This is a genomic window from Candidatus Amarolinea aalborgensis (genome assembly GCF_900491745.1).
GTDB lineage: Bacteria > Chloroflexota > Anaerolineae > SSC4 > Amarolineaceae > Amarolinea > Amarolinea aalborgensis.
On the sequence record NZ_UETR01000010.1, the window covers coordinates 1 to 15,467 of the forward strand.

Below are 15,467 nucleotides of genomic sequence, written 5' to 3' on the forward strand. Positions count from 1 at the left end.
AACATCATGGATGAATTCGGCACCCTGGCCGACTGGGAGGAGATGCTGGCCGGGATGCATCAGCGCGGCATCAAACTGGTGATGGACCTGGTCGTCAACCATACGTCGGACGAACACCCCTGGTTTGTCGAGTCCCGCAAGTCCGTGGACAACCCCTACCGCGACTATTACATCTGGCGTCGCGGCAAGGACGGCCGTGAACCGAACAACTGGGTGTCCCACTTCAGCGGCTCTGCCTGGCAATACGACGCCGCAACCGGTGAATACTATCTGCACCTCTTCTCCAAGAAGCAGCCAGACCTGAACTGGGAGAACCCCGCGGTGCGCAGGGATGTGTTCGCCATGATGCGTTGGTGGTTGGACAAGGGCATTGATGGCTTCCGCATGGATGTGATCAATATGATCTCGAAGGCGCCGGGCCTGCCGGATGCGCCGGCCGTCAGCCGTGACCGCTATCAGTACGGCAGCCAGTATTTCCTCCACGGCCCGCGGCTGCTGGAGTTCCTGGATGAGATGAAGCAGGAAGTGCTGTCCCATTACGACATCCTCACCGTGGGCGAGACGCCGGGGGCAAGCCCGGAGCGAGCGAGTGAGATCACGAACGAGGAGACCGGCGCGCTCAGCATGGTCTTCCAGTTCGAGCACATGGGTCTTGACGAGAACCCGGCTGGTTCGGGGAAGTGGGACCTTAAGCCGTGGAATCTCCTGGACTTGAAACGCGTCATGAGCCGCTGGCAGAAGGGCCTGGAAGGTCGCGGCTGGAACAGCCTCTATCTCTCCAATCACGATCAGCCGCGTTCGCTTTCGCGCTTCGGCGACGACCGTCGCTGCCGGGTCGAGTCGGCCAAGCTGCTCGCCACCTTCCTGCACATGCAGCAGGGTACGCCCTACATCTACCAAGGCGAAGAAATCGGCATGACCAACGTCGCGTTCGAGACGATCGCCGACTACCGGGATATCGAAACGCTCAACATGTACCAGGAATATGTCGTGAACGAGGGCCATGACCCGCAGGCCGTCTTGGCGTTGATCCACGCCAAAGGCCGCGACAATGCCCGCACCCCGTTCCAATGGGACGATCACGCGCATGCCGGCTTCACCACTGGCACACCCTGGATCAAAGTCAACCCCAACTACACCGAGATCAACGCCAAGCAAGCCCTGGCAGATCCCGACTCTATCTTCTACTACTACCAGCAATTGATCCGGCTGCGCAAGGCGCACCCGATCATCGTCTACGGCGCGTACGACCTGATCCTGGAGGCCCATCCGCAGATTTATGCCTTCACGCGCACCTGGCATGACGACCGGCTGCTGGTCGTGCTGAACTTCAGCGCGCACACGCCAGTCTTTGCACTGCCGAGCGATATCTCCTTTGGTGAACAGGATTTGCTCATCAGCAACTATGCAGTTGATACGGCCGAAGACATCCATCAACTGACGCTGCGGCCCTATGACGCGCGCGTCTATTGGCTGCGATAAGGTGATCTTCTGGTCAGCCCGGAGGGCGCCATCATGACCGCCGACCTGTATGAACCCTATCTGATCGCCCTGGATGTCCTGCTCGAACGGCTGGGGCGCGACCAGGCCTCAGCGGCCGACGCCCTGGTTTATCAACAGCGCCTGCAAGAAAACATCGAGCGAACGCGCCGTTACGGCGACAACGAGAATCGCCGCAGCGAGCGTTCCGAGATCATCGAGCTGCTGAACCGCCTGTCCAACGAGGCGCTGGGCGTAGACTTCAACACGCTGGTGCGGCAGGCCCGGCCGAAGCCTGAACAGGATGGCGATCGGGCGCCGCCGCGCAAGCCCTTCGAGCCGGAGACCGTGCTAATTCGCGGCGGCCCGTTCCCCATGGGCAGCGATGACCCGACCCTGCCGGCGTGGGAGCGACCGCAGCACACGGTTGACCTGCATGACTTCCGCATTGGCAGGTACCCGGTGACCAACCGAGAGTACGCTGCGTTCATCAAGGACAACAAGGCTCAGCCCGCGCCCCAGGGGTGGTTCAACCGCGAGCCGCCGCCTGATCGCCTCGATCACCCTGTCGTCAACGTGAGCTGGTATGACGCCCTGGCCTTCTGCGCGTGGTTGAGTGCGCAGACTGGCCGTGGCTACACGTTACCAAGTGAAGCGGAGTGGGAGAAGGCTGGCTGTAACAGCTTCAGCCGTTCTGCGGGCCAGGGTACGGCTGAAGTCGCGACAACCAACAGGTATCCGTGGGGCGATACCCTGGACGCCGCGCGCGTAAACGCCGGGAGCAGCGGTACAACGCCGGTGATGGCCTATCCGGCCGGGGCCAGCGCGTATGGCGTCGAGGATCTGCTGGGTAATGTGCAGGAGTGGACGCGCAGCCTGTGGGGCAGCCAGCCGGCGCAGCCCGATTTTGGCTACCCTTACCGGCCCGACGATGGCCGGGAAATCACGGCGCCGGATCATCTGCCCGCCCAGGCTCGCCTGGTGCACCGCGGCGGCTCGTTCAAGTCGCAGCTTGCCGACCTGCGCAGCAGTGCGCGCGGCAACGCCCTGCCGGACAGCAAGATCGCCTGGCGCGGGTTGCGCGTGGCGATGCATGACGCATAGCATCTGCGCTCGACCAACAACGCCCGATCGTGGAAGGAACTGGGCTACGAAATGGAAGGCCCTGGCGGGCCTGGGAGCCCCAATAGGGGCTTGCATCTTGTAGCCGGATGGCCTCTGGCCTCCGGCGGGGTTGGTCGGCGAACTACCATTCGATGGCTTCTTCCATGCGTTGAAGTTGCCGATCATACACACCCTGTGTAAAATACGCACAGTGCGTATATTCCAAATCAGGAGGCGGATGACGATGACCTTGACGATCTCGCGGACCGACCTGGCGCGACGCACGCGTGAGGCCATCGAGCAGGCGCGCCGCGGCCAGGCTGTTTTTATCGAGAGCTATGGCGCCGAGCAGGTCGCGATGGTGGATGCGCTGGACTACCATCTCCTGCGTGCGGTGGCAGGCTATCGCAGCCAGCCACCAGCGCCCGTGAGCAATCCTGAGATGGCCCCGCGCGGTCTGACTGAGGCAACTGTGCAGGAGCGAGTGGCTGCCGCGGGGGGTGATACGCAAGAAGCCTGGGATGTGATCATGGTCGCGTATCTCGATGGCGACATCAGCCTGGGACGGGCGGCCGCGCTGTTGGGAACCCAGCGCTTCGACCTGCTGATGCGCTTCAGTCGGCTGGGCCTGCCAACGCGCCTGGGGCCGCTGAGCATCAACGAAGCCCGTGCGGAATACGAGGTCATGCAGGGCGGAGATCGAGCCTGAATCATGCCGATGGCCATCCTGGACACGACGGTTTTGAGCAACTTCGCGCACGTTCAGAGGCCGGACCTGCTTCACGTGACGCTAGGAAACGACGCGGCTACCACGACGGTCGTGCTGACCGAGCTCAGGTCGGGCGAGGACTTGGGCCTGGTGCCGCGTTGTGATTGGCGGTGGCTGCGTGTGGCGGCGTTGACCAGTGCGGAGCAGCGTCTGGCGCCAGCTACGGCGCTCAACTGGATGCCGGGGAGTCCGCATGCCTTCCCGTGGCCCGCAGCCGCACTTGGACTTTTCTCAGCGACGACTTTGCGGCCCGCCGGCTGGCGCAGCGAGAGGGCGTCCCGGTTTCTGTAACCATCGGTGTGCTGCGACAACTCGTGGCATCGCAGCAATTGACCCCGGACGAGGCCAACCGCTATTTGGCCATCATGATCAACCACGGCTACCGAGCGCCCATCAAATCGCTGCGCGAGCTATAACGATCGTGCGACGGAACACGACACCTTGACACACATGGTATACTCAGAATAGAATGACCGTACAGCCGGGTCAACGGCTGCGAAGTTTGGCGCGGCTTTAGCGTGGCGACGGAGGTGTGATCGTATGGTCAAAATCATGACGGCCGCAGGGATGGCGCAAAGCGAGCGGGCGCAAGATCAGAGCCTGGCGCAACTCATCCAGCGCGGAATCCTCTTGCCCGTGATTGCCGGCGAGGCGCTGGATGACCTGGTTTTTGGGGGCCACGACCGGCTGGTTGCCAGCTACGCCGCCCACGTGGGTATCCCATGCCCGATCCGGGCAAGCTGCACAAGGTGGCAAAGTACCAGAGCCTGACCACCAGCTGGAAGGATCGCAAGCTCAAGGAAGATTACTTGGACCAGGTGGCAAGTTACCTCCTCGAAGTGGCCAAGCAGGGACGCATGGATGTCGAGCTGATGGAAGAGTTGCTGGCTGAGGCATCCAATCTCACCGTCTCCCAGTTCGCCGGTCGCCTGGGCTATCCGCGGCTCGACCGCGGCGCGGACGACCCGCTGCTGATCCTGGCCAACCTGCCGCTGCCCATCTACCTGACTACCAGCCCATACACCTTTATCGAGGAGGCGCTGCGTCGCGCAGGGAGGGAGCCGAAGAGCGAGGTGTGCCGCTGGCACCCGGGGCTGGACAACGTGCCGTCGGTCTTCGCCGCGAGCGGGCAAACCCCAATCTATCAGCCCAGCCGGCACGAGCCCCTGGTTTATCACCTCTTCGGGCTGGATGCCTACCCAGACTCGCTGGTGCTGACCGAAGACGACCACCTGGACTTCCTGACGGCCGTTTCCCAGGGCCGGGGCAAGGATCAGGGCGTGGACCCCGTGCACGACGTGGTCAAGGGCGCGTTGCAGTCGTCGGCACTCCTGCTGCTGGGCTTCAGTCTCGCCACTTGGGCCTTCCGCGCCCTCTACCGCGGGCTCATCAAGCCCATGCCCACCGTGACCCTTTACGAGCGCTACTGTTGCGTCCAACTGATACCCAGTGAGCAGGAGAAACGTTACCTGGAAGACTATCTGCGCAAGGACGCCCGCTTCGATAAGGTCTACTGGGAGAAAATCGAAACCTTCTGCCAACGCGAGCTACAACAATGAATACAATCCTTGAACCCACCACCAACCCGTATGTCGGCCCACGTACCTTCTCGCAGGAGCAGCGCCATCTCTTCTTCGGCCGCGAGCGTGAGGGCCGCGACCTGTTGGCGCGGGTTCTGTCCGAGCGGCTGGTGCTCTTCTACGCCCAGTCCGGCGCGGGGAAAAGCTCGCTGATCAATACCCGGCTGATCCCCGGATTGCGGGAGATTGGCTACGCTGTCCTGCCAGTGGGCCGCGTGGGCGGCGAGGTTCTGGCAGGGGTGGAGGGGATAGACAACGTCTATCTCTTCAACCTGATGCTCAGCATCGCGCAGACCGAAACGGATCCCGGCCGCTTCGCCGGGCTCACGCTGTCCCGCTTCCTGGCGCGGTTGAGCAGCGAAGACGGCCAACACTACGCCTACGGCGAGGCCGCTGTCCCACCGCCGGGAGCATCGGCAAATGGGGCGGCGCCGGTTCAGCCGTACGTGCTGATCATAGACCAATTCGAGGAACTGATCACAGGCCACCCAGGGCGGTGGACGGAGCGCGCCGAGTTCTTTCGCCAGCTCAACGGGGCCATGCTGGACGACCCCAACCTGTGGGTGGTGCTGGCGCTGCGCGAGGACTACATCGCGCCGATCGAACCTTATGCGCCCCTGCTGGCAGACCGGATGCGCGCCCGCTTCTATATGGAGCGCATGGGCGTCGACGCGGCGCTGGAGGCGATCCGTAGTCCCGGGGAGCTGGGTGGTCGGCCCTTTGCGCCGGGTATCGCCGAGACACTCAGAAACGACCTGTGTCAGGTGCGGGTGCCAGGGCAGGCCGAGACGGTGACCGGCCAGTACGTCGAGCCAGTGCAGCTCCAGGTGGTCTGCTACCAGTTGTGGGAGAACATCACGGGCCGTCCGCCCGGGCCGATCAGCGCTGATAATCTCGCTGAGGCAGGCGATGTGAACCAGGCGTTGAGCCGGTTCTACGAGACGACGCTGCAGGACGTCCTGGCTGGTTCGGCCGCGATCGGCGTCAGCGAGCAGCAACTGCGAACTTGGTTCGATGAGGAATTGATCACCGAGGCCGGCACGCGCGGGCTGGTGTGCCAGGATGAAGAGGAGACCGGTGGCCTACCCAACGCGATGGTACGCAGCCTGCAAAGCCATTGGCTTGTGCGCTCGGAGATACGCTCTGGCACTACCTGGATCGAGCTGGTGCATGACCGGTTCGTGGAGCCAATCCGGACGAGCAACGCGGTGTGGTTTCCTGCACACTTGAGCGCGTTGCAGCGCCAGGCCGCGCTGTGGGATGAGCAGGGCCGTTCCTCGGGCCTACTGTTGCGCGAGGCGGCGCTGGCCGAGGCCGAGGCGTGGGCGGCCGGTCACTCGGACGAACTGGGGCACTACGAACGAGAGTTCCTGGTCGCCTGTCGCGAAGCGCACGAAGCCGCAGAGCGCGAACGGCGCCAGAGTCGGCGCATGCGCCTGCTGGCGATAGTAGCAGTAACAGTAGCAGTAGTAGCTGTCATCGCTGCCGTCTTTGGCGTGACCGGGCAACACCAAGCGAGGAAAGCCGAGGAGAGTGCTGTGGCTCAAGCTGCGCGTGCCCTGAACGCAGAAGCCACAGCCAATGCTGAACGGGCCATTGCGATGGGCAATGCCAACCTGGCCGCCACTCGGGAGGTCGAGGCGCGCGCGGCTAGGGCTACAGCAGTGGCTGAAAAGCAGCGAGCTGACGAGAAGGCCGCCGAGGCGGAAAGCGAGAAGGAAAGGGCGGTGCGGCAATCGCGTCGCGCCAAGGCCCGGCGAACTTGCAGCCAGTTCCCAGGTCGAGCTTGCCAAGTCGATCTACGACCCATCATTGGCGCTATTGCTGGCACGCCGAGCTGTCTCCATTACGTGGCCAGCGGATGGGTACGTGGCTCCGTCCGCCGATAGCGCCCTCCAGGCTGCGATCATGCGCGCTCAACGATCGGGGTGGCGCATGAACCTGCCGCGTTATCGTCACGCCGCCAGCGTCCTGTCGGCAGCCTACAGACCGGATGGCAAACAGATCGTCACCGCCAGTGCCGACCAGACCGCCCGCATTTGGGACGCAGAGACGGGACTGGAAGTGCACCAACTCACTGGACACACCAACGGCGTTTTGTCAGCGGCCTACAGTCCAAATGGCAAGCAGATCGTAACCGCCAGCGACGACCAGAGCGTACGCATCTGGGACGCAGCCACGGGGCAGGAAATGCGCCAACTCATTGGCCATACCGGCAGCGTCAGGTCGGCGGCCTACAGTCCGAATGGCGAACAGATCGTCACCGCCAGTGATGATATGACGGCCCGCATCTGGGACGCAGCCACGGGACAGGAAGTGCGCCAACTCATTGGCCATACCGGCAGTGTCTGGTCGGCAGCCTACAGTCCGGATGGCAAACAGATCATAACCGCCAGTGCCGACCAGACCGCCCGCATCTGGAACGCAGCCACAGGGCAGGAAGTGCGCCCACTCACTGGCCATACCGGCAGTGTCTGGTCGGCAGCCTACAGTCCGGATGGCCAGCAGATTGTCACTGCCAGTTGGGACCAGACCGCCCGCATCTGGAACGCAGCCACGGGACAGGAAGTGCGCCCACTCACTGGCCATACCGGCAGTGTCTGGTCGGCAGCCTACAGTCCGGATGGCAAACAGATCGTAACCGCCAGTGCCGACCAGACCGCCCGCATCTGGGACGCAGCGACAGGAAAAGAAGTGCGTCAATTCAGCGGTCACACCGAGGGTGTCTTGTCAGTGGCTTACAGCCCAGATGGCCAGCAAATCGTTACCGCCAGTGCCGACCAGACCGCCCGCATCTGGGACGCAGCCACGGGGCGGGCAATGCGCCAATTCAGCGGCCACTCTGAGGGTATTTTGTCGGCAGTCTACAGCCCGAATGGCAAGGAGATCGTAACCACTAGCGCCGACGGAACTGCTCGTATCTGGGACGCAATGACTGGGCACGAAGTGCGTCAACTCAGTGGCCACACCAAAAGCGTCAGGTCGGCGGCCTACAGTCCGGACAGCAAGTTCATCGTCACCGCCAGTGATGACATGGCCGCTCGCATCTGGGACGCAGCGACAGGAAAGGAGGTGCGCCCACTCACTGGCCATACCGCGAGCGTCAGATCGGCGGCTTACAGTCCGGATGGCAAATTCATCGTTACCGGCAGTGACGACAAGACTGCCTTCATCTGGAATGCGGCCACTGGAAAAAAAGTTGGCCAACTCAGCGGTCATGCTGCCAGGGTTTGGTCGGCGGCGTACAGCCCGAACGGCAAGCAGATCGTTACCGCCAGCGACGACAAGACTGCCCGCATCTGGGACGTAGCTACAAGGCAGGAAGTGCGCCAGCTGCGTGGCCACACCGAGGGTGTCTTGTCAGCGGCCTACAGTCCGGACGGTAAGCAGATTGTCACCACCAGTTATGACCAGACTGCTCGCATCTGGGATGCGGCCACGGGGCAGGCAGTACGCCAAATCGGCGGTCACACCGGCAGCGTCTGGTCGGCGGCCTATAGTCCCAACGGTCAGCAGATTGTAACCGCTAGCGCGGACGGGAGTGCCCGCATCTGGGATGCAGTCTTAGGAAACGAGGTACGCAAACTCAGCGGCCATACGGCGAGCATTAGGTCGGCGGTTTACAGTCCGAATGGTGAACAGATCGTCACCGCGAGTGATGACCGGACTGTCCGCATTTGGGATGCCCTCATAGGAGAGGAGGTGCGCCAGCTCAGCGGTCACACCGCAAGTGTCTTGTCGGCGGCCTACAGCTCGGACAGCCAGCAGATCGTTACTGCCAGTGACGACAAGACCGCACGTGTTTGGGAGGCGGCCACAGGGAAAGAGGTACTTACACTCCGCGGCCACACCAAGGGTGTCTTGTCGGCGGCCTACAATCCAGACGGCAAATTCATGGTCACCGCCAGTGCTGACCAGACCGCGCGCATTTGGGATGCAACGACGGGAAAAGAAGTGCGTCAACTCAGTGGCCACACCGCCAGCGTCAGGTCGGCGGCCTACAGTCCGGACAGCAAGTTCATCGTCACCGCCAGTGATGACCAAACCGCCCGCATCTGGGACGCAGCGACAGGAAAGGAGGTGCACCAGCTCACCGGTCATACCGCGAGCGTCGGATCGGCGGCTTACAGTCCGGATGGCAAATTCATCGTTACCGGCAGTGACGACAAGACTGCCTTCATCTGGAATGCGGCCACTGGAAAAAAAGTTAGCCAACTCAGCGGTCATGCTGCCAGGGTTTGGTCGGCGGCGTACAGCCCGAACGGCAAGCAGATCGTTACCGCCAGCGACGACAAGACTGCCCGCATCTGGGACGTAGCTACAAGGCAGGAAGTGCGCCAGCTGCGTGGCCACACCGAGGGTGTCTTGTCAGCGGCCTACAGTCCGGACGGTAAGCAGATTGTCACCGCAAGTTATGACCAGACTGCTCGCATCTGGGATGCAGCCACGGGACAAAAAGTGGGCCAGATCAGCGGCCACACCGGCAGTGTCTGGTCGGCGGCCTATAGTCCTGACAGTCAACACATTGTAACCGCAAGCTATGACCATACGGCTCGTATCTGGAATGTGTCCCCGGACCAGGAAGTGCGCCAGCTCCGCGGCCACAGCGACGGCGTCTTATCGGCGACCTACAGCCCGGATGGCAAACAGATTGTCACCAGCAGTACCGACGGGACCGCGCGTATTTGGGACGCGGCCATGGAGAAGGCAGTGCACCAACTCTCCGGCCATACCGCCGGTGTCTGGTCGGCAGCATGCAGCCCGGACTGCAAGTTCATCGTCACCGCTAGCGACGACCAAACCGCCCGCATCTGGGATGCGACGACAGGAAAGGAAGTGCGCCAGCTCAGCGGTCACACCGCAAGTGTCTTGTCGGCGGCGTACAGCCCGGACGGCCAACAGATTGTCACCGCCAGCGGTGACCAAACCGCCCGCATCTGGGATGCGACGACAGGAAAGGAAGTGCGCCAGCTCAGCGGTCACACCGCAAGTGTCTTGTCGGCGGCGTACAGCCCGGGCGGCCAACAGATTGTCACCGCCAGCGGTGACCAAACCGCCCGCATCTGGGATGCGACGACAGGAAAGGAAGTGCGCCAGCTCAGCGGTCACACCGCAAGTGTCTTGTCGGCGGCGTACAGCCCGGGCGGCAAGCAGATCGTCACGGCCAGTGATGACCAGACCATTCGCATCTGGGATGCAGTCACGGGGTTAGAGGTGCGCCAACTGCGCGGCCACACCGCCAGCGTCAGGTCGGCGGCGTACAGCCCGGACGGCAAGCAGATCGTCACCGCCAGTGATGACCAGACCATTCGCATCTGGGATGCAGTCACGGGGTTAGAGGTGCGCCAGCTGCGCGGCCACACCGCCAGCATCAGGTCGGCGGCGTACAGCCCGGACGGCAAGAAGATCGTCACCGCCAGTGATGACAAAACCGCCCGCCTATGGATTGCCAGCATTGACGACCTATTGACAGAAGCAGGCCGCCTGATCCAACGCGACCCGCCATTGTTGACGCCGGAGGAGCGGCGGGAGTATGGGTTGGAGTAAGTGGCAGCCGACCGTCAAGCGCCCGTCTGACCGTGGAATGGACAGACTACCAGGCTCTCCGGGACCCTATCATCCGCGCCGCATTAGCCCCGGAGGGGCTTGCATCTCGTAGCCGGATGGCCTCCGGCCTCCGGCGGGGTTGGTCGGCGAACGGCATCTGCGCTCAACCAACGCCGCCCGACCGTGGAACGGATCGGGCTACGAGGTGGAAGGCCCTGACTGGCCTGGGAGCCCCTATCGGGGCTTGTATCTTGTAGCCGGATGGCCTCCGGCCTCCGGCGGTGTCAGTCGGCGGATGGCCTCCGGCCTCCGGCGGTGTCAGTCGGCGGATGGCCTCCGGCCTCCGGCGGTGTCAGTCGGCGGACGGCCTCTCACCCCCAGCGGTGTCGGTCGGCGGGCGTGCAGCCCCGGCGGGGCTTGCATCTCGTAGCCGGATGGCCTCCGGCCTCCGGCGGGGTTGGTGGGCAAACGACATTTGCGCTCGACCAACATCGCCCGACACCAGTAGGCGTGCGGTCCAGGACGCGCTCAGGGGCGGGCACGCCATCATCGTTTTGCACCTTCATATCAACCGGGGTACAATTGCTCCGTGGGGTGACCCAACGAGACGAACGAGGCCAGACGATGAACTTTCAGCGCCCAAGCCACATCCCTAAACACGCCGATCTCTGCCTCAAGGCCATCTCCGAAGCTGGCCTGGGCGATAAGATATCGCTGGGCGGCGCCTTCGGCCTGCTGCATTACCTCGATTATCGGCCAACGTATGACGTCGGCGCATGGTGGGTTTTTTCGGCGACGGCTGAGGAACAACGCCTGGTAGTCGCTGTGGTCAAGCAGGCGCTTGCGCCTCTCGGCCAGGTTCGCGTGCGTGGGGAGACGTTGTCAGCATCGAATTGGTAGAGGACAAAAACAAGGTCTTCAGCTTCCAAATCGCCCATCGGTCGGCCCAACTGCAGCCGTCAACGCCGCTCCCCTGGGCCAATTCGCTGCTGGACAGCTTCGACGACTTGATTGCGAGCAAGATGGTGGCGCTTGTTGAACGTGGAGCGCCGCGCGACTTTCGAGATATCTATGCGACCTGCCGTGCTGGATTAACGACGCCGAGCCAATGTTGGGCGCTTTGGCGGCAGCGCCAGATGCTTTCAGGTAGCGACACAGACGCCACGCGCGCCAGGCTGGCGCTGCAAATTCACTTGGAACGCATCGCCCTGCTGCGGCCATTGACCCAAATCGCAAATCTGCCAGACCGAAGCGATGCGGAGCAGTTGCGGCATTGGTTCGCCGAGGAGTTTGTTGATGACGTTGGAGATTGATGGGACCTTATACCCTGACGTTGATCCTCCCATGGCGCTAGACACCCTGGGCGATCAGGTTGATTTCCTGGCTCGTTTGTGCGCCGCCGACTTTGGCCTTCTTCCAGAGCCAGAGGCCATGCAAGAGCTTCGACAGCCAGCCTGGCGCGCAGCCGTTGACGCTTGCAGACTGTTGACCTCACCCACCTACCACCTCCTGCGCCGCTGGCAGGGACTTTCTCCCCTTCCCTATCTGGGCCAACAGCCTGCCTATATCCGCAGCGATCCCAACCTGGCCTACGTCTGAATCTCAAGATCGTCATGTAAGGCTGCCGGGTGACAGGCCATGCGGGTCTGGCGTTCAGCGCGCAGGGGCGGCCACCTCGTACGTCATTCCCGTGAGATGAAGAACCTATCCACATGACCAGTCTCCAACTCCCCTCACGACGGGGGAGTTTTTTTGTCGTCGGGTTTAACATGGGACAAACATACGCGGAGGCTCAAGATGAACTCGACAGTTGCCGTTGCCAGACCTGTCCTCAATTTTCGGACGCTGATCGCCTGGCCAGTCATGCTCTTTGTCTCCATGCTCCCCGACATTCTGTTTCAGGAACTAACGGGGCACCTGCCTGACTGGCTGTTTGGGGCAAAACTCGTTCTGATCTGCACACTGTTGGTGGGCAGTCTGTTCTGGGAAAACCTGCGTTCGCTGCGCTTGTTCTTTGGCGTCCTGTTGACCCTGTTCGCTCTGGAGTGGGGAGTGACGCGGTTCTTCGATGGGCTGAGCTATCGCAGTTGGCTCGCCGCCGCCAGCCCCTTCGTTCAGCAGGTCGGCCTTGTTCAGATCACGCGTATCACGACCGCCATCTTGATGACCCTGGCGATGCTGGCTGTGTTTCGCCGTTTCGACCGCTTTTTCCTGGTGAAAGGCCGCCTGGATGCTCCGGCGCAGCCCATTCCCCTCATTCTGACCAGACCGCCATCCTGGCGCATCCTGGGGCCGGCCATCGCCGGCGCGATGTGCCTGGGGCTGCTCGTGTTCGTCTTTGCCTTTGGCCGACCGCCTGCGCTGGCCTCGCTGGCGCAGGCGCTGACTTCGGCGAGCTCAGTCGAACCGCCGCTGCTGACCTTTGTGCTGCTTTTTGCGGCCAGCAATGCCTTCGGAGAAGAAATGCTCTACCGCGCGCCCTGGCTGGCTGCGCTGGAAGGCCCGGTTGGCCCAGCGCACGCGCTGTTGATGACGGCTGCCTATTTTGGGATTTCCCATTACTACGGCGTCCCCTACGGCGCACTTGGCATGGTCATGGCCTTCATTCCCGGCTGGCTGAATGGCAAGGCCATGTTGGAGACACGCGGGTTCTTTTGGGCCTGGTTCATTCACTTCTGGATGGATGTCGTGATTTTCTTCTTCATGGCGCTGGGCGCGGTGTCCCCTAGCGGCTGATGAATCAAGTCAAGTGAGGAACAACCATGAATACCCTTTCCAAGCGGATTTTGTTCTTTTTCGCCGGGCTGCTGGCTTTCGTCATCAGCCTGCTTCTGTGCCTACCGGTGATCCTGCTGCCGCCCGCGACCGCTGTGCCTGCCTGGGCCTGGATCCCGTTGGCTGCCGCCGACCTGGCGCTGCTCGTGCTCTTCTTCCGCCTTCAGCCCGCCTGGAAGGGCGCCGCAGCCTCGCTGGCGGGTCTGCTCCTGGTGGGGGTCTTGGCGGTCGGCGCGTCGCAGGCTTTCGCCAAGACTCCGGCCATCACCGATGCGCAGGGCAAGCCGCTGCCCGGCAGCATCGCCACGCTGGAGCAGGTCACGCTCAACGGCAGCCGGCAGTGGGTGTTTTGCAAATGAAACCTGGCCATGGCGCAAAACAGGCGCAGGTCACCCGTTTCACGGCACAAAATCGAGCCGTGGCAAGAAAATCAAGGCATTGGCAATGTAAAAGAACCACCGGATTTTAAAAAAAGCGGGGAGGGATGACAATAGGCTGGCCTGCTTCTCAGTCCGTCGCCATCGCCGGATTACGTTCCTGGCTACCGTCACGGCCGGTGGGAATCGGCCTGTGTTGGGATTCCCAAACCGGTTCATCTGACATTGACGGGTGGCGGACGGTGCTGAACTGGGGCTAGATGGCGATGGCACAACCTTTTCTGATCCTGAGCCAGGTAGGGTGGAGTGGATAGAAGTTGTTGTGCAAACCTCTGATGGATCGGCAGAGAATCCTGGTTGGGACGGTGACTGCCAGGACATATGTCACGAAACGTGACTCACCAAGAAACGGAATGGCTGTCTTGACGAGGAGTGCGCTGGTCATCGTTCATTGCCGAAGACCTGTGTCAGTCGGCAAGTGCGGTTGGTGGCTCAATGGCGCCACTTTTCATCAAGGCGGAACAGAAAAAAAATCAACCACCGATGTCGAAAGGAATGAATAACTCGTCCAGGACGATCAGGTGGCATTCTGGTGCAGTTAGAACTTAAGCGATGTGATCTGACTTCAATCGAAGTCATTAACCAGACCGGCGGCGTTGGAAAGCGAACCTTCCTGGCGACGGTGGCGCAAGTGACCAGGCAACGTGTCTTCTAGCGATTGCCCACGCAGCAGAATGGAGTCGGCCCATGGATGTAGTCCCTGAGCTGGGCGACACCTGCTGCTGTTCAGTTGGGAACTGCTGAAATCGAAATGGCCAGTTCTTCAGCACTAAAGCGGCCCTTGATGCGCATGATTTCCACGTTTACGTTGATTTCGTTCACTTCCTGTTCGCCAGGCGGAGGGATCGTACTGGGAGGTTACGGGAGCCCACTCAGCAAATGGGCGATAATTGCGCACGAAAGGTGGGGAGATGCAACTGTTTGAAGCTTTCCAAAGCAAGAGCGATTCCATCACTTCCCTCGGACAAACTGTAGCAATGTCAAGTTCACGGGTTGGCCGATCTCGTAACCGGACTGTCAGTCAATTCGAGCGGCGTATCTGGATCAGTATCTGGTGGCGTAACTTCACCCTGACATGGACACAGTTGGAACAAGGCCTGGCTTACCGCCTGTTCGATCAGGTCGGCCGGATGATCCGATGCAGTTGCAGATCGGACAATTCGCTATCCGCGACCTCGGCCACTGCTGTACATCTTGTTCGAGTTGCTCGCGCCCGGCCATGTCGCCCTGGCGAAGGGTTTGCGTGCCGGAGCGCCGACGTTGCCAGAGGGCGAATGTGCAGGATCGAAATGCTGCTCGCGGCGTAGAGCGGGCTGGTTGGCAATCACTTTGTCGTGATGCAAGATCTGATCCGAAATGGTCGCCGCCACCGTTTGCGCTATTCTGGTGCCAGGCCGAGCAGTGGTTTTCGAAAATCACTCATTGTGAGCCGTCACTTACCTGCGCCAGTCTCGCGCACGGGCAGTGGGCGAGAAGGTTCGCACCTCGCCCGCCGACGTGGTTGGCTCGCCTTTCACTCGCGCAGGTGGTGCGGCACTTGTCCAGCAAATAGGCGTAGTCGCTGAACGAGGCCACCTGGGGATGGGAACGAAGTCGCCGATAAACCGACGTTATGTTCGACACCTCCCTCGGGCCCTGCGCAGGGGCGAGTGATCTCGAAGAGATTAATGTGCGATAACGCCACGTACGCTGCTCGAAGCGGCGTACCCTTTGCATCTCAAACACGGCCGTTTTGATTGTCGTAGCCGACTTTGCGGTCGCCGCCAAAGAATCAAA

At 61.8% G+C, this 15,467-nt stretch carries 14 protein-coding genes; all 14 read left to right on the forward strand.

The genetic code is table 11. From position 1 onward, the window contains the following. On the forward strand, positions 1-1,482 hold a 1,482-nt coding region (locus tag ACPQ6D_RS13950), incomplete at its 5' end, for a glycoside hydrolase family 13 protein (protein WP_423224949.1). Between the two features lie 33 nt (positions 1,483-1,515). Next, complete coding sequence (locus ACPQ6D_RS13955; RefSeq protein WP_423224950.1) at positions 1,516-2,583, forward strand: formylglycine-generating enzyme family protein; 1,068 nt, start codon at positions 1,516-1,518, stop codon at positions 2,581-2,583. Positions 2,584-2,827: 244 nt separating this feature from the next. Then, positions 2,828-3,292 carry a hypothetical protein gene (locus ACPQ6D_RS13960; protein WP_423224951.1) on the forward strand — a complete coding sequence of 155 codons (465 nt, stop codon included), beginning with the start codon at positions 2,828-2,830 and terminating at the stop codon, positions 3,290-3,292. Between the two features lie 3 nt (positions 3,293-3,295). Then, positions 3,296-3,643 (forward strand): hypothetical protein, encoded by a 348-nt coding sequence (locus ACPQ6D_RS13965; protein ID WP_423224952.1) that lies wholly within the window; start codon positions 3,296-3,298, stop codon positions 3,641-3,643. Further along, a complete protein-coding gene (locus ACPQ6D_RS23790) occupies positions 3,556-3,768 on the forward strand; it encodes a PIN domain-containing protein (RefSeq protein WP_479723008.1) in 213 nt (70 codons plus the stop codon). The genes ACPQ6D_RS13965 and ACPQ6D_RS23790 overlap by 88 nt, the downstream gene beginning before the upstream one ends. A 124-nt stretch (positions 3,769-3,892) precedes the next feature. After that, the gene (locus ACPQ6D_RS13970) at positions 3,893-4,123 is read left to right on the forward strand and encodes a hypothetical protein (RefSeq protein ID WP_423224953.1); all 231 of its coding nucleotides are present in this window, start codon (positions 3,893-3,895) and stop codon (positions 4,121-4,123) included. Continuing rightward, entirely contained in the window at positions 4,102-4,911 is an 810-nt protein-coding gene (locus ACPQ6D_RS13975; RefSeq protein WP_423224954.1) for an SIR2 family protein, read from the forward strand. The genes ACPQ6D_RS13970 and ACPQ6D_RS13975 overlap by 22 nt, the downstream gene beginning before the upstream one ends. Beyond that, entirely contained in the window at positions 4,908-6,821 is a 1,914-nt protein-coding gene (locus ACPQ6D_RS13980; protein WP_423224955.1) for an nSTAND1 domain-containing NTPase, read from the forward strand. The genes ACPQ6D_RS13975 and ACPQ6D_RS13980 overlap by 4 nt, the downstream gene beginning before the upstream one ends. A gap of 19 nt (positions 6,822-6,840) precedes the next feature. Beyond that, the gene (locus ACPQ6D_RS13985; RefSeq protein ID WP_423224956.1) at positions 6,841-10,479 is read left to right on the forward strand and encodes a hypothetical protein; all 3,639 of its coding nucleotides are present in this window, start codon (positions 6,841-6,843) and stop codon (positions 10,477-10,479) included. A 624-nt stretch (positions 10,480-11,103) separates the two neighbouring features. Further along, positions 11,104-11,379 carry a hypothetical protein gene (locus ACPQ6D_RS13990; protein ID WP_423224957.1) on the forward strand — a complete coding sequence of 92 codons (276 nt, stop codon included), beginning with the start codon at positions 11,104-11,106 and terminating at the stop codon, positions 11,377-11,379. A 107-nt stretch (positions 11,380-11,486) separates the two neighbouring features. After that, on the forward strand, positions 11,487-11,792 hold the full coding sequence (locus ACPQ6D_RS13995; protein ID WP_423224958.1) for a hypothetical protein: 306 nt from the start codon (positions 11,487-11,489) through the stop codon (positions 11,790-11,792). Beyond that, a complete protein-coding gene (locus ACPQ6D_RS14000; RefSeq protein WP_423224959.1) occupies positions 11,776-12,078 on the forward strand; it encodes a hypothetical protein in 303 nt (100 codons plus the stop codon). Before ACPQ6D_RS13995 ends, ACPQ6D_RS14000 begins: the two co-directional genes overlap by 17 nt. A 198-nt stretch (positions 12,079-12,276) precedes the next feature. Next, positions 12,277-13,215 carry a CPBP family intramembrane glutamic endopeptidase gene (locus ACPQ6D_RS14005; RefSeq protein ID WP_423224960.1) on the forward strand — a complete coding sequence of 313 codons (939 nt, stop codon included), beginning with the start codon at positions 12,277-12,279 and terminating at the stop codon, positions 13,213-13,215. A 26-nt stretch (positions 13,216-13,241) separates the two neighbouring features. After that, positions 13,242-13,613, forward strand: a complete 372-nt coding sequence (locus tag ACPQ6D_RS14010; RefSeq protein ID WP_423224961.1) for a hypothetical protein — start codon at positions 13,242-13,244, stop codon at positions 13,611-13,613. Positions 13,614-15,467 lie beyond the last annotated feature (1,854 nt).

Excerpts from the sequence above, each read along its gene's own strand:
- ACPQ6D_RS13955 (WP_423224950.1), top strand. The coding sequence starts at position 1,516 with ATGACCGCCGACCTGTATGAACCCTATCTGATCGCCCTGGATGTCCTG.
- ACPQ6D_RS13960 (WP_423224951.1), top strand. The coding sequence starts at position 2,828 with ATGACCTTGACGATCTCGCGGACCGACCTGGCGCGACGCACGCGTGAG.
- ACPQ6D_RS13965 (WP_423224952.1), top strand. The coding sequence starts at position 3,296 with ATGCCGATGGCCATCCTGGACACGACGGTTTTGAGCAACTTCGCGCAC.
- ACPQ6D_RS13970 (WP_423224953.1), top strand. The coding sequence starts at position 3,893 with ATGGTCAAAATCATGACGGCCGCAGGGATGGCGCAAAGCGAGCGGGCG.
- ACPQ6D_RS13980 (WP_423224955.1), top strand. The coding sequence starts at position 4,908 with ATGAATACAATCCTTGAACCCACCACCAACCCGTATGTCGGCCCACGT.
- ACPQ6D_RS13985 (WP_423224956.1), top strand. The coding sequence starts at position 6,841 with ATGCGCGCTCAACGATCGGGGTGGCGCATGAACCTGCCGCGTTATCGT.
- ACPQ6D_RS13990 (WP_423224957.1), top strand. The coding sequence starts at position 11,104 with ATGAACTTTCAGCGCCCAAGCCACATCCCTAAACACGCCGATCTCTGC.
- ACPQ6D_RS14000 (WP_423224959.1), top strand. The coding sequence starts at position 11,776 with ATGACGTTGGAGATTGATGGGACCTTATACCCTGACGTTGATCCTCCC.
- ACPQ6D_RS14005 (WP_423224960.1), top strand. The coding sequence starts at position 12,277 with ATGAACTCGACAGTTGCCGTTGCCAGACCTGTCCTCAATTTTCGGACG.
- ACPQ6D_RS14010 (WP_423224961.1), top strand. The coding sequence starts at position 13,242 with ATGAATACCCTTTCCAAGCGGATTTTGTTCTTTTTCGCCGGGCTGCTG.